Here is a 21,962-nt window from a genome sequence, read left to right on the forward strand (position 1 = left end):
CCGCCAGTCAACGTCCCGTCGCGATGCGCTCGTAGGCGCTTTGCAGACGCGGATCGTCCGGGGCGTAGCGGCGCGCGTGGTCGAGCGCCTGGAAAGCACCCTGACGATCGCCCTGGCCGGCACGCTGCAGCGCGTTGTCGATCCAGGCGCTGCCGAGCCGGTGCCGCAACTCGCCCTGGGTGGTGTCGCCAGGCGCGAGATCGGCCAACGTGCCGTACAGGTTTTCCGCGCGCTGCACGTTGCCGCTGGCCACCGCCTGCTGCATCTGTCTCTCCACCTGCGCGGGAAGGCCCTGCAGGCCGGCCCGGGCCGCGGGATCGTTGCCGTCGATGGCGAGGGCGTTGCGGTAGAGGTCGTAGGCGCTGTCGCCGGGAGGATCCATGATGTCGCCGCGCGACGCCGCAGCCTGCGCGCGGCGGACCAGGTCGGCCACCTTGGCTTTCTGTTCCGGGCTCACGGCCATCGACGCTTCCGGTACGGCATCGTCGCCGGCCGGGGGACGCGCCGCGTCGCCTGTCGCGGCTCTCGTCTCGCCTCCGCCGATACGCGCACGTGCGGCGGCCAGTTCGGCCGACTTCGGCGCGAGCTTCGCGGCGCGGTCGAGCAGGCGCGTCGCCTGCGCATCGTCCTCGCTGTCGATCGCGGCATTCGCCTGCACGATCAGTGCCTGCGCCACGCGGCCGAGGCCGGCTTTCGCATCGGTGTTATCCGGGTCGGCGGCGAGCGCCGCCTGGAAGCGCGACTGGGCATTGTCGTCGCCGTCGCCGGTGAAGCGGCCTGCGCGCAGGGCGTCATTGCCTTGCTGGATGAGTGCGGCGACGGCCTGGCCGTCCTGCTTCTTCGTTTCCGCCAGTGCGGCACGCAGCGACGGGAGGTCGCCGTAACGGGGGACGAGGATGGCGATGCGGTCGACGATGGCATTTGCCTTCGCCTTGTCGTTGTCGGCGATGGCCTGGCGCGCCTGCGCCGCCAGTGCGTCGCCGACCTTGTCCAGCCCGCGCGCTGCCACGGCGTTGGTCTTGTCGGCATCGAGCACCCGGCGGTACAGCGCGCCTGCGCCGTCGTCGCCGTCGAAACGGCCGGCGGCGAACGCCTTCTGCGCCTGATCGATCAGCGCCTCGGTGCGGTTTTCGGGGTTGCGCGCCTGGGAAAGGCGCTGGGAGAGGCGTTCCACGTCGCTGCCGCCGCCGAGCAGCTCGCGGGCGACATTGAGCGCGGCCTCGGCTTCGTCGAGACGACCGGCGTTAAGCGCCGCATCCGCCTTCGCCACCTCGGCAAGGCCGACCCGACGCAGACCGTCGCGCGCCTGATCGCTGTCGGGCTGCTGGTCGCGCGCCTTTTCGAAAAGTTCGCGCGCGCTGTCGCCGTTCGTGCCGTCGAGGCGACCTTCGTCCAGCGCATGGTTCGCCTGGGCCAGGGTGTCGTTGAGTTCCGTCGCGGGCACCAGGTTGCGCAGGCGGTCTTGCTGCAACCACAGGCCCGTGACCGTGCCGATCAGCACCAGCACCAGCACGGGAATGAGCCAGCCGCGCTTGCGCGGGCCTCGTGGTGCACGCGGCGAAACCGGCGGCGCGGCGCCACGGCGGCGGAAATCGTCGACGACAATGTGCGGCAGGCCGTCGTCGGCCGGCGGCAGCACCGGCTTGTCGAGGTCGTCGAGCCGGCCAAGGGTAGGTTCGGTGCGGCCGCGGGCGTCGCGGTCATTATTGTCTCTGCGTCCGCTCATGGGGCTGAATCGTCCATAGGAGCGTTGCAGCTTAACATTCGGGCGTGAACGGACGTTGTAGGCCGTCTCACAGCTCCACGCGTATCCGGCTGGCCGCGCGCTTCGCTTTCGCCAGGGCTTCTTCCACGGAAGAGGCCCGGGCGAGGGTCACCGCCATACGGCGCCGGCCGCGCACCTCGGGCTTGCCGAAGATCCGGAGCATGGTGCCCGTCTCGGCCAGGGCTTCGGCGACGCCATGGTACGTGGGCGCCCTTCCCTCCCCCTCCACCAGTACCGCGCAGGAAGCGGCGGGAGCGAACAGGTGGATCTCGGGCACCGGCAGGCCGAGGATCGCACGCGCGTGAAGCGCGAACTCGGACAGGTCCTGCGAGATCAGGGTGACGAGGCCGGTGTCGTGCGGCCGCGGGCTGACTTCCGAAAAGATCACCTCGTCGCCGCGCACGAAGAACTCGACGCCGAACACGCCGCGTCCGCCGAGCGCCGCGGTGATCGCGTCGGCCTGGCGTTCGGCGGACGCGCGTGCCGCCTCGCTCATGGGCTGCGGCTGCCACGACTCCCGATAATCGCCGTCCTCCTGGCGATGGCCGATGGGCGCACAGAACGACACGCCGTCGCGATGGCGCACGGTGAGCAGCGTGATCTCGTAGTCGAAATCGACGAAGCCCTCGACGATCACGCGCCCCCTGCCGGCCCTGCCGCCGGACTGCGCGTACTCCCATGCCGCGTCGGCTTCCGCCGGAACGCGCACGAGACTTTGCCCCTTGCCGGAGGAACTCATCACCGGCTTCACCACGCACGGCGTGCCCAGTTCCGCCACGGCCGCGAGGAAGCTCTCGCGGTCGTCGCAGAAGCGGTACGGCGATGTGGGCAGGCCCAGTTCCTCCGCGGCGAGGCGACGGATGCCCTCCCGGTCCATGGTGAGCCATGCGGCCTTCGCGGTGGGGATCACCTTCAGGCCTTCCTTCTCCATCGCCACGAGCGTCGGCGTATGGATGGCCTCGACCTCCGGCACGACGAGGTCTGGCTTTTCTTCCTCGATGAGTGCCCGCAGCGCGGCGCCGTCCAGCATGTCGACGACATGGCTGCGATGCGCCACCTGCATCGCCGGGGCGTTTTCATATCGGTCGACGGCCACCACCTCGACGGCGAAACGCTGCAACTCGATGGCGACCTCCTTGCCGAGCTCTCCCGAGCCCAGCAGCAGCACCTTGAAGGCGGTATGGGTGTTCGGCGTGCCGAAAGTTTTCACGTTAGCAGTCTCCAGGGCGTCTCTCGAATTCTAGCTGGCGCGCACGTTCGCCGAGCACCACCCGCCCGTGACCAAGGGGGGGCTTGACTCGTGCCGCGAACGTGGTGTGATGGAGATGTCCCCAACAATCCGGAAGTACGCTCATGAGACGCCTTCTTGCCGTCCTCGCCGTACTGTGCGCCATTCCCGCCGTCTCCATGGCGGAAGAGCGCTGGATGACCGTACTCCTGGACGGCCGGAAAGTGGGAAGCCTGCAGATCGACCGCCAGATGGAAAGCGGCAAGGTCGTGACCTGGCAGGTACTGGATTTCCGGATGACGCGCTCGCGCACGCCGCTTGCGCTGCGCACCGAGCTTCGCTCCACCGAATCGGAAGCCGGCGCCCCGCTCGCGTTCTACGCCAGCACCCGCATGTCGTCGCAGGAAAACCTGGCCACCGGCGAGGTGCGCGACGACGGTCTGTTCCAGGTGGCCAACACCGTGGGTGGACAATCCAAGATCAACCTCCTGATCTGGCCGACCGGCGCGACGCTGGCCGAGGGCCAGCGCCTGGCGATGGTGGCGAGGGGCTTCAAGCCGGGCACCACGTATCGCCTGAGGAACTTCGATTCGGTCAGGCAACAGGTCGCGAACGTCGACGTGGAAGTGGTCGGCGACGAGGTGGTCGTCATGCCCGACGAACAGCGCGAGACCCTTCACCACTTGCGCGAGTCGATCGCCAACCCGGGTGCCGGCCATGCGGTCGACATCTGGGTGGACGACAACGGTTTCATTCGTCGCAGCCTCGCTCCCCTGCTCGGTTTCCGGCTGGAAATGGCGGAGTGCAGCGCAGCCTGTGCGCAGGCTCCCAACCAGGACATCGACCTGCTCCGCGCCGCGATGATCTCGTCGCCGCGGCCCATGGTGGCCGCGCTGCGCGTTGCACCCGTGCGCTACACGATGACCGTGCGCGGTGGCGGCCCCAATCCCTTCATAGACACCGACGAACAAGTGGTGCGGCCTATCGGCGACGGGGTCTACATCGTGGACGTCGGCTTCGCCATGCGGCACGGCGACGAAGCGGGCCCGCTTCCGGAGGACACCGAACCGAACGCCTGGGTGCAATCCGAAAGTCCTGAAGTGATCGCCCTGGCGAAACGTGCCGTCGGCAATGCGCAGACCGATCTGCAACGCATGCGCCGGCTGCGCTCGTTCCTTTCCGATTACATCGACGCCAAGGGACTGGACGTCGGCTATGCCTCCGCCCTGGAGACTGTGGCCACGCGCAAGGGCGATTGCACGGAGCACGCGGTCTTGCTGACGGCGATGGCACGCTCGCTCGGCATTCCCGCGCGCGTCGTGACCGGCATCGTCTATGCGGAACGCCTGGGCGGAGCGACGCGTGTCTTCGTACCGCATGCCTGGACGCAGGCGTGGATCGACAATCGCTGGATAAGTTTCGACTCGGCGCAGCGCCGCTTCGACTCTTCGCACATCGCACTGGGAACGGGCAGCGGCGAACCGTGGCGGTTCTTTTCCGCCATGAACGCGCTGAACAAGATCCGCATCGACCGGGCCATGCCCGGGTCCAACCTGATGGACATGCCGGCGCCGAGCGATGCCTCGGGACCACCGCCAGGCGGGCGCGGAGCCCCGTGACACCGGCCATACGGCCTATTGAAAACTGATATCAGAATGATATCGTGACTCCTCCACACCAGGGGTCAAGCCGTCATGAACGAACGTCCTGCCGGGTCACTTCCGGGCATTCCCGCCCTCGTCGTCTTCATCGCGCTGATCCTGCTGTTCGCCGGGGGCATCGTGAGCGGGGTGGTCCACGACGGCAATCCACTCGCCGCCAGCGGGCTCGTGTTCGTTCCCCTGTTCGCCTTCCTCGCCAAGGGTTTCTTCCAGGTCCAGCCGAACCAGGGCCAGGTCATGCAGCTGTTCGGCAAGTACGCCGGCACGGAGCGCCGCGAAGGCCTGCGCTGGACCAACCCCTTCTACTCGCGCCGCCCGGTGAGCCTGCGCGTGCGCAACTTCGAAAGCAGCCGGCTGAAGGTCAACGACAACGACGGCAACCCGATCGAGATCGCGGCCATCGTCGTCTGGCAGGTCGTGGACACCGCCGAGGCCGTGTTCTGCGTCGACGACTACGAGAACTTCGTGCAGATCCAGAGCGAGTCCGCGCTGCGGCAGATGGCACAAAGCTACGCCTACGATTCGCACGACGATACGAAACCCTCGCTGCGCAGCCACGGCGAGGAAGTGAACAATCACCTTCGCCAGGAGGTCGAGGCGCGCCTGCAGAAGGCCGGCGTGCAGGTGATCGAATCGCGGATCAGCCACCTCGCCTATGCGCAGGAAATCGCCCAGGCGATGCTCCAGCGCCAACAGGCCAGCGCCATCGTGGCTGCGCGCGAGCGCATCGTGGAGGGCGCGGTGGGTATGGTGGCCATGGCGCTGGACGAGCTGCGCGCGCAAGGCGTGGTGGATCTGGACGAGGAGCGCAAGGCGGCCATGGTCTCCAACCTCCTGGTGGTCCTCTGCGGCGATCGCGCCACGCAGCCGGTCGTCAATGCCGGCTCGCTGTATAGCTGAGCTTCGCGTGGCGGCCGAAAAGAAAGCCTATCCGCTGCGCATCAACGCGGCTGTCCTCGAGGCCATGCAGGCATGGTCCGAGGACGAGCTGCGTTCGCTCAACTCGCAGATCGAATACGTCTTGCGCGACGCGCTGCGGCGGGCGGGACGGTTGAAACCTGGCAAGGTCGAGCCGGTGGAAGACCCTGATGACTGACGCCGTTTGCAGCCCGGCAGGAGCCGCTCTGGCGGCGAGAAGCCCAGGGAGGGATAAGCCGCGCGGCAAGATTTCTCTCACCGCTATAGCGGCTCCTACAACGGCGGAGGTTTCCCGCGCAACGCGGATACGAGCGCCAGCCATCCCGCGATGAACGCCACGCCGCCGATCGGCGTGATGGCACCGACCATGCGCGGCGCACCCAGGGCCAGCGCGTAGAGGCTTCCCGAGAAGAGCACGATGCCGGCCGCGAACGAGGCGATCGCGAACTTGCGCGCCCGTCCTTCCGGCAGGCCGGCGACCGCCACGAACAGCGCCAGGGCATGCCAGAAGTGGTACTCGACGCCCGTGTGCCAGGTAGCCAGCGCCGCCGCGTCGAGCGTGGCGCGAAGGGCGTGGGCACCGAATGCGCCGAAGGCCACGGCCGAAGCGCCGGCCAGGCCGACGAGAACGGACGCGGCCTTGCTGACAGGTTGTCGCATGTACGCTTTTCCTCTGCGGACGCGCCTGCTCGCCGGCACGGGTGGCGTATCCTGCACAGGATATCTCGCGGAGCCTCGCATGAAGCCATCCATCTGCCGCCGGGCCCTCATGGTCCTGTTCGCCTTCGTCGCCATGGCGTCGCTCGCCGCGTGCCAGCGCGAGCCGCAGCCGGAATGGCGGCTCAACGATGTCACGGGACACCTGCCCGACCTGGACTTCAAGCTCACCGACGACAACGGCAAGACGGTGACCGGCGCCGACTACAAGGGCAAGGTCGCGCTCATGTACTTCGGCTACACGCATTGCCCGGACGTCTGCCCGCTGACCCTCACCCAGCTGCACGTGGTGCTGGATCGCCTTGGGCCGGCGGCGGACAACGTGCGTATCCTGTTCGTCAGCGTCGATCCCGCGCGCGACACGCCCGCCGTGATGCACGCCTACGTGAATGCCTTCGACAAGCGCGCGGTCGGCCTGTCCGGCTCCGATGCGGCCGTCGAAGCGCTGGCCAAGCGTTATCGCTCCGCGTTCACCCGCGAGCCGGATCGCGGCGACGGCAATTACGAGGTCAGCCACAGTTCCGCCATCTACTTCTTCGACGCCGAGGGCAAGGCGCGCCTGCTCGCCACGCCGTCCGCCTCGCAGGACGATATCGTCCACGACCTGCACCTGCTCACTTCGCTGGAGGCTCGCCCATGATCGTTCGTTCCCTCGCCATCGGCGCCCTGCTCGCCTGCGGCGCGGCGTTCGCCGCGGATGCCGCGAGTGTCGGCGTGACGGGCGGCTGGATTCGCGTGCTGCCGGGTAGCCTGCCGGCAGGCGGTTACCTCACCTTCGAGAACCGCTCCGACCGCGCCGTGTCCATTGTCGCCGCCGATAGCCCCGACTACGCCAGCGCGATGATCCATCGCAGCAGCACGGAAGGTGGCATGGGCCGCATGGAAATGGTCGAGAGCGTGGCTATCCCGGCGAAGGGCAAGCTCGCCTTCGCCCCCGGCGGTTACCACGTGATGCTGATGCAGCCGAAACACACGGTGACCCCGGGCGACAAGGTGACGGTGACCTTCACGCTCTCGGACGGGGAAAAGATCCCGGCGACGCTGGTGGCGCGGCCTGCGAACGCCACCGGGCCGACCGACTGAAGCACCTCCTGTAGGAGCCGCTATAGCGGCGAGGAATCTCGCGCGACGGATCGGTTATCGCGAGCTTTCCTCGCCGCTATAGCGGCTCCTACAGGTCGGGCCGGGTCAGCGGATAGCGAAATCCGCGGGGATATCGTGCGTACCGATATCCTCGCGATAAAGTTCGTTTACTTCGGCTTCCCGCGGCCCATCGTGCAGCCACGTCTCCATACGGTCGATGGCCGCGGTATCGCCATGGACGACGACCTCGACGCTGCCATCCTCGAGGTTCCGCGCGTGCCCCGTGAGTTTCAGCGCGAGCGCCTGCTCGCGCGTCGAGGCGCGGAAGAACACGCCTTGCACCCTGCCCCTCACGATGAAGCGCGCGGCATTCATGTCATTCCCCCTTCGCCATGGCGGCGGACAGCTTCGCTTCGTCGACGGGGCCGACGAAGCGATGGGCCACATGGCCGTCCGGCGCGATCAGGTAGGTGGTGGGCAGGCCCGTCGGCGCGTCGAAATCCTTCGGTGGCGCGGTGACGTCGACCTGCGCGATCGGATACGCCACCGGATGCTTGCCGACGAATGCCTCGATGTCCTTCTTCTCGGTGTCTTCGAAGGCGAGACCGATGGCCGCGACGTCCTTGCGGCTCTTCACGAAAGCGGAGATGTCCGGCATTTCCTTGATGCAGGGCACGCACCAGGTGGCCCAGTAATTGACGATGACCCATTTGCCACGCTGTGCGGCGAGGTCGAACGGCTTGCCGTCGAGGGTGGTGACCTTGAGTTCGGGTTTCGCGGCCGTGGCGGCGACCACCGGCGCGGAAAGGGCCAGGGCGGCAACGGCGAGCAGACGGGCGATCATGCGGGACTATCCTCGGTGGGGACGGGGACCGGCGGGGGCGGGAACAGCTTGTCGAGGCGCGCGCCGAGCGTGGCGTCGAGCGCTTCGGCCAGATTATCCAACAAGCCCAGCAACTCCGGCGGCAGCTGGATGCCGAGCCGCTGCACCTGCTCGCGCGGATGCAGCGGGAGACGGTACTGGGTACAACAGTACACCCGCAGGAGTTCCGTGGCGTCGAGGCTGCGGCTGAGCACCCAGCCCCCGGACTCGCAGCGCTGGATCATGTCGGCCCGTTGCAGGTCGTCGAAATAACATGCGATGGCGCTCGACGGTAGGTAGGACTCGCGCAGGCGGACCGTGGCAGGGTCCACGTTCTCGCCCGTCCGCTGGGCATCGACGAAATGCTGCAGCACTACCAGCAGGCCGATGAATTCCGCGCCGTCGGGCAGGGCTTCGTGCGGCACGGTGTACTCGAACGCGGAGATGGACGCGGCGATCGAAGCGCCCAGGATCACGATGATCCAGGACAGGTAGATCCACAGGAGGAAAATCGGGATAGCGGCAAGCGCGCCGTAGATTTCCTCGTAGTTCGGCGAGTTGCGGATGAATTCGGCAAAACCCCAGCGGGCGAATTCGAACAGCATCGCGCCGAGGATCGCGCCGATCGCCGCATGCCGCCACGACACGCGCCGGTTCGGCACCATGGTGTACATGAGCACCAGGGTGACGAAGGTGATGAGGAAGGGCGCCAGGCTGAGCAGGCGGCTCTGCGTGGCGATCTGGTCGGCCGCCTGGTGCAGGAGCGGAAACGCCGCGATGTACGAGGACAGCGCGAGCCCGCCGACGACGAGGATGGGCCCCAGCGTCAGGGCGGCCCAGTACAGCAGCAGGCGCGATGTCCAGCCGCGCGGCTTGCGCACGCGCCAGATGCGGTTGAGGCGATCCTCGATGCTGATCATCATCGAGACGGCGCTGAACAGCATCACGAGGATGGAAATGCCGGTGAGCTGGCTGGCCTTGTCGGCGAAGGCCAGCATGTATTCCTGGATCTTCAGGCCGGTGGCGGGCACGAAGTTCTGGAAAGCGTAGTTCGCCAGCGAACCGCGCCACTCGGCGAACACGGGAAACGCCGAGAGGATCGCGAAGACCGCCACGGTAAGCGGCACCAGCGAAACCAGGGTGGTGTACGACAGGGCGCCCGCTGTCTCGAAGCACTTGTCGTCGACGAAGCGCAGCCAGGTGAAGCGCGTGAAGCTCAGCGCGCGGTCGCGGTCGATGCGCAGCGGCATGTCCATCCTCATCGAAGTCCCGAACGATTGGGAACGCGTGGCAGTTCTGCGAGACTAGCGCCTTCCAGAAGGCGTCCATCCATGTCCCACGACATCCTCGTACTCTACTACAGCCGCAGTGGCCACACGGCCCAGCTCGCCCGCTTCGTCGCCCGCGGCGTGGAGGAAGTGCCGGGCATGCGCGCGAGGCTGCGCCAGGTGCCTCCGGTGGCCCCGGTCACCGAAACGGCCATGCCGCCCGAGCCCGAAGACGGAGCGCCGTACGTCACGCGTGCCGATCTGCTCGAGTGCGTGGCGCTCGCCATGGGCAGCCCCACCCGGTTCGGCAACATGGCCGCGCCGCTCAAATATTTCCTCGACACGACCGGCGCCGAATGGGCCTCGGGCGCGCTCGCCGGCAAGCCGGCCGCGCTGTTCACATCCACCAGCACGATGCATGGCGGACAGGAGGCCACGCTGTTGTCGATGGCCCTGCCGCTGCTCCACCACGGCATGCTGATCGTGGGCATTCCCTATACGGAACCGGCGCTCAGCAGCACCCTCACCGGCGGTACGCCTTACGGCGCGAGCCATGTATCGGGCGCAAGGGGCGACAACGGCATCAGCGACCACGAGCGCGAACTGGCGCGCGCGCTGGGCAAGCGCCTTGCCGATGTCGCCCGCCGGCTGGGCACCCCCGCGTGAGCCGCATGCAGAAGACCGGCCTGGCGGCCTGGGCCGGCCTGCTCCTGGTGCAAGTGCTCTGGTACACGGTCTATCCGCCTGTTTCCATTCCGACGTGGGTGGCGCTGGCGCTCACCGTTCCACCCCTGCTCCTTCCCCTGTTTTCGTTGCCGAACGTCACCCGCGCCCTGCTCTGGGTCGGCATCCTTGCGCTGTTCTATTTCTGCCATGGCGTCTCGGAAGCGTGGAGCTCCACGGGCGACCGCTGGCTGGCGTTCGTCGAGATCGCCATCACCCTGCTGCTGATCGGGACCCTCGGTGCCGGTGTGCGCCGGCGACGTTGATTCGGCCCCGGCCCGGGTGCAGGCTAGACCTCACCGATGCCTTCAGCGAGGACGCCACGATGGGTTTTGTGCAGGACGCGCCACGCCTGGCGCATCCCTTCCGCGACGACCGCGTGCTGAATGCCTGGCTGGCGCGCACGCTGCCCGCCGAACGGCTGGCGGCGATGCGGCCGGACCTCGAGGCGCTCGCGGACTATGCCGTCATGGCCTGGGATCGCCGCGGCCGTACGCCCCGCACCGAGCCCGTGCTCACCCAATGGGATGCCTGGGGTTCGCGCGTCGACCGCATCGCGCTCACGCCCGCATGGGAAGAAGGCCCCGGCATCACCACGAAGCATGCGGTACTCGCCGCGGGGCATGCCGGCTCGCCCTGGGCCCGCGTGGAGGAATTCGCCCGCGTCTACCTCTATCACATCGCCAGCGAGTTCTATTGCTGCCCGCTGGCAATGACCGACGGCGCGGCCACGGCGCTCCACGCATCGGGCAACAGGGCGCTTATCGAGCGCGCCCTGCCGCATTTCCTGAGCCGCGATCCGGCCACGTTCTGGCTGTCCGGGCAGTGGATGACGGAAACTCCGGGCGGTTCGGATGTGGGACGCACCGAAACGGTCGCCCGGCAGGATGCCGACGGGCAATGGCGGCTCTACGGCCGCAAATGGTTCAGCTCGGCCGTGGTGGGCGAAGCGGCGCTCGCGCTCGCACGCCCCGAAGGCGCCGGCACGGGCACCGCGGCGCTCGCGCTCTTCTACGTGGAAACGAAAGACGAGCACGGCGCGTGGCGCGGCATCGCCATCGACAGGCTCAAGAAGAAGCTGGGCACGCACGAACTGCCCACCGCCGAGATCCATCTCGACGGACTGGCGGCGACGCCCGTCGGCCCGCTCGATCACGGCGTGCGCCAGATCGCGCCGATGCTCAACGTCACGCGCACCTGGAACGCCGTCTGCGCCGTGGCGAGCATGGCCCGGGCCATTTCCCTGGCCCGCGATTACGCCACCCGGCGCAGCGCCTTCGGTACGCGCCTTATCGACCAGCCACTGCATGCGCGCACCCTCGCCGACATGCAGGCCGAATACGAAGCCGCGTTCTCGCTCACCTTCTTCGTCGCCGAACTGCTCGGCCGCGTCGAGCATGGCGAAGGCGAAGTACACGAAACAGCCCTCCTTCGCCTGCTGACGCCGCTGGCCAAACTGTGGACGGCCAAGGTGTCCATCCGCGTGGTTTCCGAGGCGCTGGAATGCTTCGGCGGCGCGGGCTACATCGAGGACACGGGCCTGCCCCAGCTGCTGCGCGACGCGCAGGTCTACGCGATATGGGAAGGCACGACGAACATCCTGTCGCTGGACATGCTTCGCGCGCTTTCCGGCGGCGTCGCGCCGATCCGTGAGGCCGTGGACGACCTGGTCCCGGAAGACGGCACGCCGGAGCGTGCCGCGCTGGCCGCCACGCTCGACGCGGCGGAATCCCTGCTCGCCGACATCGCGGCCGACCGGGCGTCGCTTGAAGCCTCGGCGCGCGGCCTTGCCTTCACCCTGGCCCGGACGATGGCTGCGGCCCTCCTCCTGCGATCGGCGCGCTGGGGCGCCGCCGACGGCGATCCGCGGCCCGGTGCCGCCAGCCGTCGCTTCCTGGCAAGAGGCCTGGACCGTCTCGCGTTGCCGGAGAACGACGACGACGCCCTGCTGGCCACGGACCGTGGCATGTAGAATGACGGTCCGCGCCACCCGCTTTCCAGGCCTGACCATGCAGCAACTGACCATCGTGACCACCGGCGGCACGATCGACAAGGTGTATTTCGACGACAAGTCGGACTACCAGATCGGCTCTCCGCAGATCGGCGAGATCCTCCACCAGCTGGGAGTCGCGTTCCGTTTCGACGTGATCCCCATCCTGCGCAAGGACAGCCTGCACGTGACCGACGAGGACCGCGCGCTGATCCGCAGCACGATCGAGGCGCAGCCGCACCGGCACGTGCTGGTCACCCACGGGACGGACACCATGGTGGAAACCGCGCGCGTGCTCGCCGGCATTCCCGGGAAGGTCATCGTGCTCACCGGCGCGCTCAATCCGGCGCGGTTCCAGGGTTCGGACGCGGTCTTCAACATCGGCTGCGCCGTGGGCGCCGTGCAGACGCTGGCCGACGGCGTCTACATCGCCATGAACGGCCGCGTCTGGGACCCGGCCACGGTCCGCAAGAACCGCGACGCGAACCGCTTCGAAGCGATCTGATCCAGCCCCTCAGGGGCGGCGGCCGCGGTCCTCGACCACGGCGTCCACCGTCGCTCCCGCGTCCATCAGCCCTGCGCCGCAGCCCTTCGGGCACCGGCCCGGGAGCGGGCGCGCGTTGTCGACCAACTGGCTCGCGACCTCGTCCACGCCGATGTCCGGATCGGCGGAACGCATCAGCGCCACGAGCGCGGCGACTTGCGGCGAAGCCACCGACGTACCGCCGCGATAGCCGAACACGGAGCGCTCCTGCCCTCGCTTGCCGGTATTCCAGGTGGACAGGATGTCGTCGAACCCTCGTTCGCCGAGGTTGCCGCCGGGCGCCGACAGCGTGATCTGTTGCCCGAAGTTGGAATACGGCGCCATGCCGCCATCCCTTCCCAACGCGGCGACGCTCACCACGCCGGGGCAGTTCGCCGGCGTGTTCGTATTGACGTTCTTCCGATCGTTCCCCGCCGAAGTGACGACCACGGTGCCGCGCGACCGTGCCTGTTCGATGGCTTGCCGCAACGCTTGGCCGCAGGCGCCGGTGGCGCCCATGCTGAGATTGATCACATCGACGCGCCTCTCGATGCGTGGCACCCCGGGCACGTCGCCACCGCTGGCCCAGACGATCGCGTCGGCGATATCGGACGTGCGGCCACCGCAGCGGCCGAGGACACGAACCGGAACCAGCTTCGCTTCCGGAGCGAGCCCGACGATGCCCGGCGGGTTGCCCGCCCGCGCAACGACCAGGCCCGCCATGTGCGTGCCGTGCCACGTCGAGGGCTTGCCCTGCGGCGACAGGCAGTCGCCTGGGTCGCTCCAGTTGCCCATGTCCGTCGGATCCGCATCGCGACCGTCACCGTCGCGGGCCGCGGCCGCGTCGCTGATGAAGTCGTAACCCGGAAGCAACTGGCCGTCGAACTCCGGGTGCGGCGTGATCCCGGTGTCGAGGACGGCGACCACGGCGCCGGCGCCGCGCGTGTACTTCCACGCCACTTCCGCGTCCACGCCCACTTTCGGATCGTGCATGTACCACTGTCGCTTCCACAGCGAATCGACGATCGCCGTGGGTACGAGCAGCCGATCTTCCTCGACGGAGATCACTCCGGGAAACGCGGCGAACCTCGCCTCGTTGCCGCTGGCCAGCTGGAAGACCTCGCCACCGGCCGCGAGCGAGCGCACATGGCGCGGCATATCCGCGCGCGCCATCCGGGCATGGCGGGACTGCCCGCCGGCGGCATGCGCCGATGCGGCATCGGCGAAATGGACGATATAGCGAGCGGGTGTGGCGGCAACGAGTGTCGTCGACACGACGAGCGAGGCCAACGCCACGAGAGGCATGAGTCGCATGGTGGGTTCCTTCGAATCGCGGTCACGCCGCGGGTTCGACAAACCTAGGTTCGCTCACGCGCCAGGGGTACGCGTCGGCGCCCGCGACGCGGGGTACGCGGCGCCTGAAGAAAAAAGGCCCGGGCGTCGCCGACCGGGCCCTTCCAACACTATCGCTTACCCGTCACTGCACGGCCTTCAGCGACACGCCGGAGTACGCGGTGTAGCCACGGATCCGGATGTAGTACGTGGCGGCGCTCGAGACATTGATGGTGCAGGTCTCGTTGTTGCCCGTGAGGTACGGGCGGCAGGTGTACGCCGTCGTGGTCGGAGACGAACCGCGCCGCACATACAGGTCGGCATCGCCGGTCCCGCCGCTGATGGTTACCGTCAACGTACCCGCCGCTGCCGAGACCGTGTAGGCGGGACTGGTGAAGGAGCCGCTCGCACCGGACAGGTTTGTCAGGTTCAGCAGTACCGTGCCGCCACCGCCGCCCGAGCAGCTCACGCCCACGCCGCTGAACGCGGAAACGACATCGGCGGTGCTGAAGCCCAGGTCGTCGGCCGCATCTTCAACGTCGCAGGCGCCACTGACGAACGTGGAGTTCGGCTGCCAGTACAGCTGGTTCGCACGGGCGAAAGCCTGGAAGGCCTTCTGCGTGTTCCAACCGGTCTTCTGCGCCAGCAGGCAGAACGCCTTGTTGTACACACCGGACGAATAGTGCACGTCGAGCCCGTTGTAGTAGTCGGCGGCGTCATCGATCGACGCACCGTCCTGCGTCGGGTTGCACATATAGCGAAGGGCACCGTTGCCCTTGAAGATCTCGGCACCCACCAGCCAGTCGTTCACGCCGTTTCGGTCGTAGTACTCGGCGGTTTCGCCGGCCATGTCCGAGAATGCCTCGTTCATGCCGCCCGACTGGCCGCTATAGGTGAGGTTCGAGTTCTGCTCGGTGAAGCCGTGGCTGATCTCGTGCGAGGTGACGTCGAGGGACACCAGCGGATAGAACGTGCTGGCACCGTCGCCGAACGTCATCGAGCTGCCGTCCCAGAAGGCGTTTTCATAATTGGTGCCGTAGTGCACCTTCATGATCAGCACCTGGTTGTTGTCCAGCGGCGGCACGTTCATGTACGCCTGATACATGTCGTGCACGACGCCGCCGAAATGGTGGGCGTCGTTGATGGGGCCGTAGCCGCCATTGATGGGGGAGCCGTTCGAGTTCGGACAGGTGAAGCTCCACAGCGTGCCGCTGCCCGAGGTCGCGTGGTTCATGTTGTACGTGCGCACGTAGGTGTTCTGCATGGTGCAGGTGCTACCCGACTGCGTCACGTTGAGGTAGGGAAGCCCGTTGGCGCCCCAGGTGTACTGGCCGGTCTTCTGGTTGCCGCCGGGACCCGTGGCATTCGCATAGGCGAGGCCGTCCCACTGCTTGATGATCTGCCCCGTGTTCGCGTCGATGATCGCCGTCGGCCGGGTCGGATGGTCGCCGCCCGAGAAGAACGAAGCGAGATAGACAAGGCGTGCCGGAGCGCCTTCCTGCGGGTAGATGTACAGGTCCGCCTTGCTGCTTTGGGGCTTCGCCAGTCCGTTGACGAACGAACTGGACTGCTTCACCAGCAAGCCCACGATCTGCGCCTGGTTGAGGCGCGGCGTCACCGAGGCGATGTCCACCTGGAGGTTGGACGAGACCATGCCGTTGGCGACCAGCGCATTTCCCTGCGCGTCCTGCTCCACGGCGATGCTCTGGCCGAAAACCGGCACGCCCTTGAAGGTCTGTTGCATGCGCACCGTGCGGGTACCCCGTACGGTCTCCGCCGAGGCCTTTGCGACGAACCCGTAGTCGGCGGTGAGGCCGAGCCTGGTCGCAAGTTGCGGGGTCGGCGTGGCGCCGAGACTCTGCGCGCGCAGGGCCTGCTGGGTAGCCGCCCCTGCCGTCGACGCGGCCACGATGGCCAGCGAAGCGGCCAGGAGTTTCAAGCGAACATGGTTTGCCATTACGTTCCTCCTCCAGGAATGGGCCGCACGAAGCCATTGCGGCCGTGAGGACCACATTCCGAACGATATGAAGTACGCGCCTTAGCGCGATGCCCGTTATGACCTCTCGCCCCTACGAAAAGTCGCAGTCAACCTATCGCAAGTTATGACGGTCGACTACCTAGGGATTTCCCTAGGGCCAGGAAAAACGCGATGCTACGCACGCCAAGACCTCATGAACCTGCGAAAGGATCCCGGATGAGCGACCCTGCCGATATCGACTCGGACCTCCGTCACCTGACCCCTTCCGTGCGCGCCGCCTTCCGCCTGACCTCGGAACGACAGACCCTGGACCATCTCGTGGCCGACATCGGGCTGGACGGGGCCACCACGTGGCAGAAGGGCGAGAGCATCGCCAGCTCCGAGTTGCAACGGCGAACGAACGGCTGGTGCTTCGAGCTGCCCTGGCAGCGCACGTACATGCTGGACGATGCCCTGGCCCTTCTGTTGAGGGCGCTCGCCCCGCACCGCGACGAGATCCTCAACCTGACCAAGGCCCTGGACCTGGATGCGCACTTCTCGCTCGAGACGCGCATGTACGAGAACCGGGTTCCCGCCGGCTACCTCTCTCCGGCCAACGTAAAGGCGATCGCAGGCTATGGTGCGTCGCTCGATGCCGGTGTCGTACCGATGACGTACGAACCGAGCCAGGGACGCTAGAGCATCCCTGTCTCGAGCTTCGCCGCATCCGACATCATCGAATGGTTCCACGGCGGGTCGAATACGAGATCGACATCGGCTTCCAGCACGGTCGGGATGATTTCCAGCTTGGTGCGCACGTCGTCGACGAGGATGTCGCCCATGCCGCAGCCGGGCGCGGTGAGGGTCATCTTGACGTACACCTTGCGGCTTCCCTCGTCGCCGGCTTCGAGGCTCACGTCGTAGACGAGGCCGAGTTCCACCACGTTGATGGGGATCTCCGGATCGAAACAGGTGCGCAGCTGCTGCCAGACCAGCTTTTCGACATCGTCGTCGGACGCGTCGTCCGGCAGCTCGATCGGCTTCGGCGGCTCCTTGCCCAGCGCGTCGGCATCGTTGCCGGCAATGCGGAACAGGTTGCCTTCCACGTAGACGGTGAAGCTGCCCCCGAGGGCCTGGGTGATGTAGCCGATCTGCCCGGCCGGAAGCGTCACCGTCTCGCCCTGCGGCACCATGACCGCCTGGCAGTCACGCTCGAGGGTGAAAGGCTCGCTGCTGAGGCTGAAACCGCTCATTGCTGTCCTGTGAGGGCCGGGGGCGCGGCCGCAAAGTTGTCGATTATGCCCCACCGGCCATACGTCGGGGCTCCCGCCCGCCCGCTCAAGAGCGCGAAACTGTCATGGCCGCTATCATGGCCGCTTTGCCCGGCCCCACACTCCGATGCCCGATCCGAGCCAACCTCCCCCGGCCGAGCGTTTCCGGCTCCCCGGCTTCCTCTTCGGCGTGCTGTGCGCCGCGATGTTCGGTCTCGCCGTGGGCGCGGTCTGGATGCTGCCGTCGATGATGTTTGGCCGCGCACTGCCGGCCCTGGTGCTGCCGGCGGGCTGGGTACTGGGCGTGGTCGTCCGGCGCTGGCTGCACTTCCAGGGCCTTGCTGGCGCCCTGCTCGCGGCGGGCGCCACCCTGCTGGCCGCGGCCTACACAGCCTGCCTGGTGGCCGCCGCGACCATTTCCGGCATGATGGGAATCGGGCTGGCCCAGGCCATGAGCGACGCCGGCCCCGGCATGCTGATCGAACTTGCCCACCTGGCGCAGACGCCGGGAGACCTGGCGCTGGCCCTTGCCGGCGCCGCGCTCGCCGCGATGGTCGCCTGGCCGCTGCGGGCCCGGGGTGGGCGCGCCGGGTGACTTCATAACCCATAAATATCAATGCCCCGAAGATATTGCGTCGAACGGGCAGTCAACCGGCGGTCGCCGACCGCGTTTACCGGAGTGAACCAGGCCGTATGGAGCACGAGGATGCCGAGACCGACGAAGCGGAGAAGGCCGTGAACGCCTCGCTCGCGCTCGACAGCGCATCCCTGGAGGACCTGCGCGAGGTACCGGCGAGCATGGACGCCTTCCTGGCGGCCATCGAACGGCGGGCCTGGCGCATGGCCGAGATCCACCTCGGCAATCGCGAGGACGCGCTGGACGCCGTGCAGGACGCCATGCTGAGGCTGGCGCACCATTACGGCGACAAGCCGGCCGGCGAATGGACGCCGCTGTTCTGGGGCATCCTCCGCCGGCGTATCGTCGATCTGCAGCGCCGCCGCAAGGTGCGCTCGATCGTGGTCGGATGGCTGGGCGGCGGCAAGGACGACGACGGCGACGAGCTCCCCCAATGGGAGCCCGCCGACGACAGCCCCGACCCGGCGGCGCGACTGCAGGATTCGCAGGCTTACGCGGACATCGTCGCGGCCCTGCGCAACCTGCCGCGGCGCCAGCGCGAGGCATTCACGCTTCGCGTCATGGAAGGCCTCGACGTCGCCGAGACGGCAGCGGCCATGGGCTGCTCCGACGGCAGTGTGAAGACCCATCTTTCGCGCGCGATGCATGCGCTGCGCGATCAACTGGAGGCATGGCGATGAGCCAGCACGATCGGGAACTCGAACGTCGCGCCAGGGATTTGTACCTGCGCGCCAGCCGTGACGTGGATCCGGCCACCGCCGGCCGCCTGCGCGCCGCGCGGCGCACGGCGCTGGCCCGCCCGCAGCACTCCGCCGCGCGGCGGCTGCTGCTGCCCGCCGGCGCCTTCGCGGTACTGGCCCTGGCCACGCTGACGGTCTGGCAGCCGGGCGGCGCGCCGCCGTCGCCCACGGCGGTCGCCCAGCCGGGCGACAACGATCCGAACGACTTGCCGCCGGATGCCGACAGCGCCGATCCGGCCCTTTACAGGGACCTCCAGTTCTACAGCTGGCTGGCCTACAACGACACCCCGTCCTCCTCCCGCAAATGACCGCCATGCGCCGCGCTCCACTCGTCCTCGCCCTGCTGCTCGCCCTGACGGCACCGTTCGCCACGTCGGCGCAGGATCGCCCCCCGCCGCCTCCGGGCCAGCAGCAGGCCCCCATGCCGTCGCCCCGTCCCTGGAAGGCGCTGACCGACGACGAGAAGGACATCCTGGCCCCGCTGGCCCACGACTGGGACACCTTCCCGCCCGAGCGCCAATCGAAGATGCTGGACAAGGCGCAGCGCTGGCGCGGCCTGCCACCCGAACGCCGCGCGCAGATCCGCGAGCGCATCGAGCGCTGGCAGCACATGACGCCCGAAGAGCGCGCCGAGGCGCGCCGGAACCGGAAGAAGTTCCAGGACCTCACGCCCGAGCAGCGCGACAGGCTGCACGATGCGTTCGAACGCTTCCGCAGCCTGCCGCCCGCGCAGCGCCAGGCACTGATGGACAAGTGGGAACGCCAGTCGCCCGAGCAGCAGCGCGAAGCAGTCGACCACCTCGGCCCGAACGACGCGCTGCCGCCTCCGCCGGACGACCACCAACCGCCGCCGGGTCATCCGTAAGCGCCACCGGCAGCACCTGTGGGAGCCGCTTTCAGCGGCGATGGGTGCTTGCAGCAAGCTTGCCCGCTGCCGCGGGATCGCCGGCTTAGCCGGCTCCCACAGGGAGCGCTTCCAAAGTCCGGTAAACTGTCCGGATGACCGATCTCGCCTTCCTCCATGCCCGCCGTTCGGTGCCGTCGCGCCAGCTCGGAGAGCCGGCACCCGACGAAGCCACCCTGCGCCGCCTGATCGAGGCGGCGCTGCGCGTGCCCGACCACGGCAAGCTCGTTCCCTTCCGCATCCGCATCCTCCGCGGCGACGCGAAGCTCGCCTTCGGCCGCAAGCTGGCGAAGATCGCCGAGGAAGCGAACCCCGGCCTGTCGGAGGCGAAGCGCGAGAAGGAGCGGCACCGCTACGAACACGCTCCGCTGGTGCTCGTCGTCTCGGCGAAGATCGACGACGACAGCAAGGTGCCCGAGATCGAACAGAGACTCGCCGCCGGCTGCGTTGCCTACAACCTCCTGCTCGGTGCCCAGGCGCTTGGCTACGGCGCGCAGTGGCTCACCGGATGGGCGGCGTACGACCGCGACGTGGCGAAGCTGCTCGGCATGAAGAAGAGCGAGCACATCGTCGGATTCATCCACGTCGGCACGCCCGCGATGGAAGCCCCCGAGCGCGACCGTCCGTCCTACGGCGACGTCGCAAGCGTGTGGGAACCGTGAGCGGCGATTCGCTCGTCCACCTGGTGGATGGCAGCCTTTACGTATTCCGTGCCTGGCATTCCATGCCGGACGAGTTCCACGACCATGACGGCGAGCCGGTCAACGCGGTTCATGGGTTCACGCGGTTCCTCTGCGAGCTGCTCGAGCGCAGCCGTGCGGAGCACATCGCGGTGGCGTTCGACGCCTCGCTGACCACGTCGTTCCGCAACGCGATCTACCCCGCCTACAAGGCCAACCGCGAACTGCCGCCGCCGCAGCTGGTGCGCCAGTTCGCACTGTGCCGCGAGATCGCCGCCGCGCTCGGCCTCACCGTCCTCAACGACCATCAATACGAAGCCGACGACCTTATCGGCAGCGCGTTGTGGGGGCTGCGTTCGCACGGCTTCCGCGGCGTGATCGTATCGGCGGACAAGGATTTCGGGCAGTTGCTCGGCGAATTCGACGAGCAGTGGGATTTCGCGAAGAACGTACGCTGGGGCGCCGCCGGCGTGTTCGAACGCATGGGGGTACACCCCCACCAGGTGGCCGACTACCTGGCCTTGTGTGGCGACGCGGTGGACAACATCCCCGGCGTACCCGGCATCGGCGCCAAGACGGCCGCGGCGCTGCTCGCGCACTTCGGCAGCCTGGACGATATCCTCGAGCGCATCGACGAAGTGCCGTACCTGCGCATCCGTGGTGCCGCCGCGTGTGCGGCACGCCTGCGCGAGCACGCGGAGCAGGCCCTGCTCTGCCGCCGCCTCACCCGCATCGCGCTGGATATCGCCGTGGCCGAGACCGCCGACGCGCTCAGCCGGCGCGCGGGCGACGCCAGCGCCGTCGACGACCTCTGCGAACGAATCCGCTTCGGACCGCTGACCCGCACCCGCCTCAAAGCCCTGATCTGAGGGCGGACCGCAACGGGCCTACCCTGTAGGAGCCGCTATAGCGGCGAGGAAAGCTGGCGATGAGGTCGCAAGCGTGCTCTCGCCGCTATAGCGGCTCCTACAGCGATATCGTAGCGGCGGGAGTAATCGTACCGGCGAGCCCCCGAAGCACCGCAGCGTCACACCGACGCGATACCCTTGACGGGATACTTTGCCGTCCCGCCAAGGAGCCGCTCATGAAGCACAGCCCGCTGCCCCACGCCTCGCCCATTCCCGACGACGCTTCCGCACCCGAGGAGACGCTCTGCACGGGCAAATGGCTGACGCTCAAGAAGCGCGGGCGGTGGGAATACGCGGTGCGCAACAATCCGCGCGGCGCGGTGATCATCCTGGCGGTCACGCCGGAGGACAAGGTGGTCTTCGTCGAGCAGTACCGCGTCTCCGTCCTCGCCAACACCATCGAGATGCCCGCCGGACTCGTCGGCGACGTCAGCGGCTCCGAGGACGAGGACGTGCTGCTCGCGGCACGCCGGGAGCTGGAAGAGGAAACCGGCTACGCCTGCGGTCGCATCGAATTCGTGCACGAGGGCCCCTCCTCGGCAGGGATGAGCACGGAGATGATCGCCTTCGCGCGGGCCTGGGATCTCGTGAAGGTCGGCGCGGGCGGCGGCGACGAAACCGAGAACATCGTGGTGCATGAAGTACCGCGGGCTGAAGCGGGGCGGTGGTTGTTCGAACGGGCCAAGGAGGGGTTTTCGATCGATGCGAAGCTGTTCGCGGGACTGTGGTTCATCGAGCATCCCGACGCGCACATGCGGTGAGCGGGGCGGAAACACGCCTGTCAATCTTGTCCTG

Annotated in this window: 26 protein-coding genes; 17 read left to right on the plus strand and 9 right to left on the minus strand. The window is 67.8% G+C overall.

Annotated elements, in window-relative coordinates:
- Positions 1-7: 7 nt before the first annotated feature.
- Both HBF32_RS15070 and purT read right to left on the minus strand, forming a co-directional pair.
- Positions 8-1,726 (minus strand): hypothetical protein, encoded by a 1,719-nt coding sequence (locus HBF32_RS15070; protein ID WP_166700613.1) that lies wholly within the window; start codon positions 1,724-1,726, stop codon positions 8-10.
- Between the two features lie 67 nt (positions 1,727-1,793).
- Positions 1,794-2,975, minus strand: a complete 1,182-nt coding sequence (gene purT / locus HBF32_RS15075) for a formate-dependent phosphoribosylglycinamide formyltransferase (protein WP_166700614.1) — start codon at positions 2,973-2,975, stop codon at positions 1,794-1,796.
- A gap of 143 nt (positions 2,976-3,118) precedes the next feature.
- On the opposite strand from purT, the gene HBF32_RS15080 reads away from it, so the two are divergent.
- The 3 genes from HBF32_RS15080 to HBF32_RS15090 all read left to right on the plus strand — a co-directional run bounded on the left by HBF32_RS15080 (position 3,119) and on the right by HBF32_RS15090 (position 5,750).
- Positions 3,119-4,612, plus strand: a complete 1,494-nt coding sequence (locus tag HBF32_RS15080) for a transglutaminase-like domain-containing protein (protein ID WP_166700615.1) — start codon at positions 3,119-3,121, stop codon at positions 4,610-4,612.
- A gap of 75 nt (positions 4,613-4,687) precedes the next feature.
- Complete coding sequence (locus tag HBF32_RS15085) at positions 4,688-5,554, plus strand: SPFH domain-containing protein (RefSeq protein ID WP_166700616.1); 867 nt, start codon at positions 4,688-4,690, stop codon at positions 5,552-5,554.
- Positions 5,555-5,561: 7 nt separating this feature from the next.
- Complete coding sequence (locus tag HBF32_RS15090; RefSeq protein WP_338039809.1) at positions 5,562-5,750, plus strand: type II toxin-antitoxin system antitoxin; 189 nt, start codon at positions 5,562-5,564, stop codon at positions 5,748-5,750.
- A gap of 95 nt (positions 5,751-5,845) precedes the next feature.
- Here the strand turns inward: HBF32_RS15090 and HBF32_RS15095 are convergent, their stop codons facing one another.
- Positions 5,846-6,232: a DUF423 domain-containing protein gene (locus HBF32_RS15095; RefSeq protein WP_166700618.1), complete on the minus strand. Its 387-nt coding sequence runs from the start codon at positions 6,230-6,232 to the stop codon at positions 5,846-5,848.
- A gap of 79 nt (positions 6,233-6,311) precedes the next feature.
- On the opposite strand from HBF32_RS15095, the gene HBF32_RS15100 reads away from it, so the two are divergent.
- On the plus strand, positions 6,312-6,929 hold the full coding sequence (locus HBF32_RS15100) for an SCO family protein (RefSeq protein WP_166700619.1): 618 nt from the start codon (positions 6,312-6,314) through the stop codon (positions 6,927-6,929).
- Positions 6,926-7,372, plus strand: coding sequence for a copper chaperone PCu(A)C (locus tag HBF32_RS15105; RefSeq protein ID WP_166700620.1), 447 nt, complete (start codon positions 6,926-6,928; stop codon positions 7,370-7,372). Before HBF32_RS15100 ends, HBF32_RS15105 begins: the two co-directional genes overlap by 4 nt.
- Positions 7,373-7,477: 105 nt before the next feature.
- Here the strand turns inward: HBF32_RS15105 and HBF32_RS15110 are convergent, their stop codons facing one another.
- The 3 genes from HBF32_RS15110 to HBF32_RS15120 are packed head-to-tail and all read right to left on the minus strand — an operon-like array spanning position 7,478 to position 9,484.
- Complete coding sequence (locus HBF32_RS15110; RefSeq protein WP_166700621.1) at positions 7,478-7,747, minus strand: acylphosphatase; 270 nt, start codon at positions 7,745-7,747, stop codon at positions 7,478-7,480.
- 1 nt (position 7,748) lies between these two features.
- Positions 7,749-8,216: a TlpA family protein disulfide reductase gene (locus HBF32_RS15115; protein WP_166700622.1), complete on the minus strand. Its 468-nt coding sequence runs from the start codon at positions 8,214-8,216 to the stop codon at positions 7,749-7,751.
- Positions 8,213-9,484, minus strand: coding sequence for a YihY family inner membrane protein (locus tag HBF32_RS15120; protein WP_166700623.1), 1,272 nt, complete (start codon positions 9,482-9,484; stop codon positions 8,213-8,215). Before HBF32_RS15120 ends, HBF32_RS15115 begins: the two co-directional genes overlap by 4 nt.
- Positions 9,485-9,565: 81 nt before the next feature.
- Here HBF32_RS15120 and wrbA point away from each other — a divergent pair, with 81 nt between their 5' ends.
- Genes wrbA through HBF32_RS15140 form a run of 4 tightly spaced genes read left to right on the plus strand, consistent with a single transcriptional unit; the run spans position 9,566 to position 12,720 of the window.
- The gene (wrbA, locus tag HBF32_RS15125) at positions 9,566-10,168 is read left to right on the plus strand and encodes an NAD(P)H:quinone oxidoreductase (RefSeq protein ID WP_166700624.1); all 603 of its coding nucleotides are present in this window, start codon (positions 9,566-9,568) and stop codon (positions 10,166-10,168) included.
- A gap of 5 nt (positions 10,169-10,173) precedes the next feature.
- A complete protein-coding gene (locus HBF32_RS15130) occupies positions 10,174-10,491 on the plus strand; it encodes a DUF2069 domain-containing protein (RefSeq protein ID WP_166701080.1) in 318 nt (105 codons plus the stop codon).
- A gap of 59 nt (positions 10,492-10,550) precedes the next feature.
- Positions 10,551-12,197, plus strand: coding sequence for an acyl-CoA dehydrogenase family protein (locus HBF32_RS15135; protein WP_166700625.1), 1,647 nt, complete (start codon positions 10,551-10,553; stop codon positions 12,195-12,197).
- 37 nt (positions 12,198-12,234) lie between these two features.
- Positions 12,235-12,720 carry an asparaginase domain-containing protein gene (locus HBF32_RS15140; RefSeq protein ID WP_166701081.1) on the plus strand — a complete coding sequence of 162 codons (486 nt, stop codon included), beginning with the start codon at positions 12,235-12,237 and terminating at the stop codon, positions 12,718-12,720.
- A gap of 9 nt (positions 12,721-12,729) precedes the next feature.
- On the opposite strand, the gene HBF32_RS15145 is transcribed toward HBF32_RS15140, so the two are convergent.
- Together HBF32_RS15145 and HBF32_RS15150 are read right to left on the minus strand one after the other, a co-directional pair.
- Positions 12,730-14,052 (minus strand): S8 family peptidase, encoded by a 1,323-nt coding sequence (locus HBF32_RS15145; protein ID WP_166700626.1) that lies wholly within the window; start codon positions 14,050-14,052, stop codon positions 12,730-12,732.
- Positions 14,053-14,215: 163 nt separating this feature from the next.
- Complete coding sequence (locus HBF32_RS15150) at positions 14,216-16,027, minus strand: M4 family metallopeptidase (RefSeq protein WP_166700627.1); 1,812 nt, start codon at positions 16,025-16,027, stop codon at positions 14,216-14,218.
- A 237-nt stretch (positions 16,028-16,264) separates the two neighbouring features.
- Between HBF32_RS15150 and HBF32_RS15155 the strand changes: the two genes are divergently transcribed.
- Entirely contained in the window at positions 16,265-16,726 is a 462-nt protein-coding gene (locus tag HBF32_RS15155; protein ID WP_166700628.1) for a DUF4279 domain-containing protein, read from the plus strand.
- On the opposite strand, the gene sufT is transcribed toward HBF32_RS15155, so the two are convergent.
- Positions 16,723-17,280, minus strand: a complete 558-nt coding sequence (gene sufT / locus HBF32_RS15160) for a putative Fe-S cluster assembly protein SufT (RefSeq protein ID WP_166700629.1) — start codon at positions 17,278-17,280, stop codon at positions 16,723-16,725. The two genes, HBF32_RS15155 and sufT, sit on opposite strands and share 4 nt — an antisense overlap.
- 145 nt (positions 17,281-17,425) lie before the next feature.
- Here sufT and HBF32_RS15165 point away from each other — a divergent pair, with 145 nt between their 5' ends.
- From HBF32_RS15165 to HBF32_RS15195, 7 genes are all read left to right on the plus strand, one after another.
- A complete protein-coding gene (locus tag HBF32_RS15165; protein WP_166700630.1) occupies positions 17,426-17,893 on the plus strand; it encodes a hypothetical protein in 468 nt (155 codons plus the stop codon).
- Between the two features lie 98 nt (positions 17,894-17,991).
- Positions 17,992-18,615: an RNA polymerase sigma factor gene (locus HBF32_RS15170; RefSeq protein WP_193570510.1), complete on the plus strand. Its 624-nt coding sequence runs from the start codon at positions 17,992-17,994 to the stop codon at positions 18,613-18,615.
- Complete coding sequence (locus HBF32_RS15175; RefSeq protein ID WP_166700631.1) at positions 18,612-18,983, plus strand: hypothetical protein; 372 nt, start codon at positions 18,612-18,614, stop codon at positions 18,981-18,983. Before HBF32_RS15170 ends, HBF32_RS15175 begins: the two co-directional genes overlap by 4 nt.
- Before the next feature lie 5 nt (positions 18,984-18,988).
- A complete protein-coding gene (locus HBF32_RS15180; protein ID WP_166700632.1) occupies positions 18,989-19,540 on the plus strand; it encodes a DUF3106 domain-containing protein in 552 nt (183 codons plus the stop codon).
- 134 nt (positions 19,541-19,674) lie between these two features.
- Positions 19,675-20,241, plus strand: a complete 567-nt coding sequence (locus tag HBF32_RS15185; protein ID WP_166700633.1) for a nitroreductase family protein — start codon at positions 19,675-19,677, stop codon at positions 20,239-20,241.
- Positions 20,242-20,303: 62 nt separating this feature from the next.
- On the plus strand, positions 20,304-21,128 hold the full coding sequence (locus tag HBF32_RS15190; RefSeq protein WP_240148026.1) for a 5'-3' exonuclease: 825 nt from the start codon (positions 20,304-20,306) through the stop codon (positions 21,126-21,128).
- 215 nt (positions 21,129-21,343) lie between these two features.
- Positions 21,344-21,928, plus strand: coding sequence for an NUDIX hydrolase (locus tag HBF32_RS15195; RefSeq protein WP_193570511.1), 585 nt, complete (start codon positions 21,344-21,346; stop codon positions 21,926-21,928).
- Positions 21,929-21,962: the final 34 nt, after the last annotated feature.

It is taken from the genome of Luteibacter yeojuensis, from assembly GCF_011742875.1.
GTDB classification, from domain to species: domain Bacteria; phylum Pseudomonadota; class Gammaproteobacteria; order Xanthomonadales; family Rhodanobacteraceae; genus Luteibacter; species Luteibacter yeojuensis.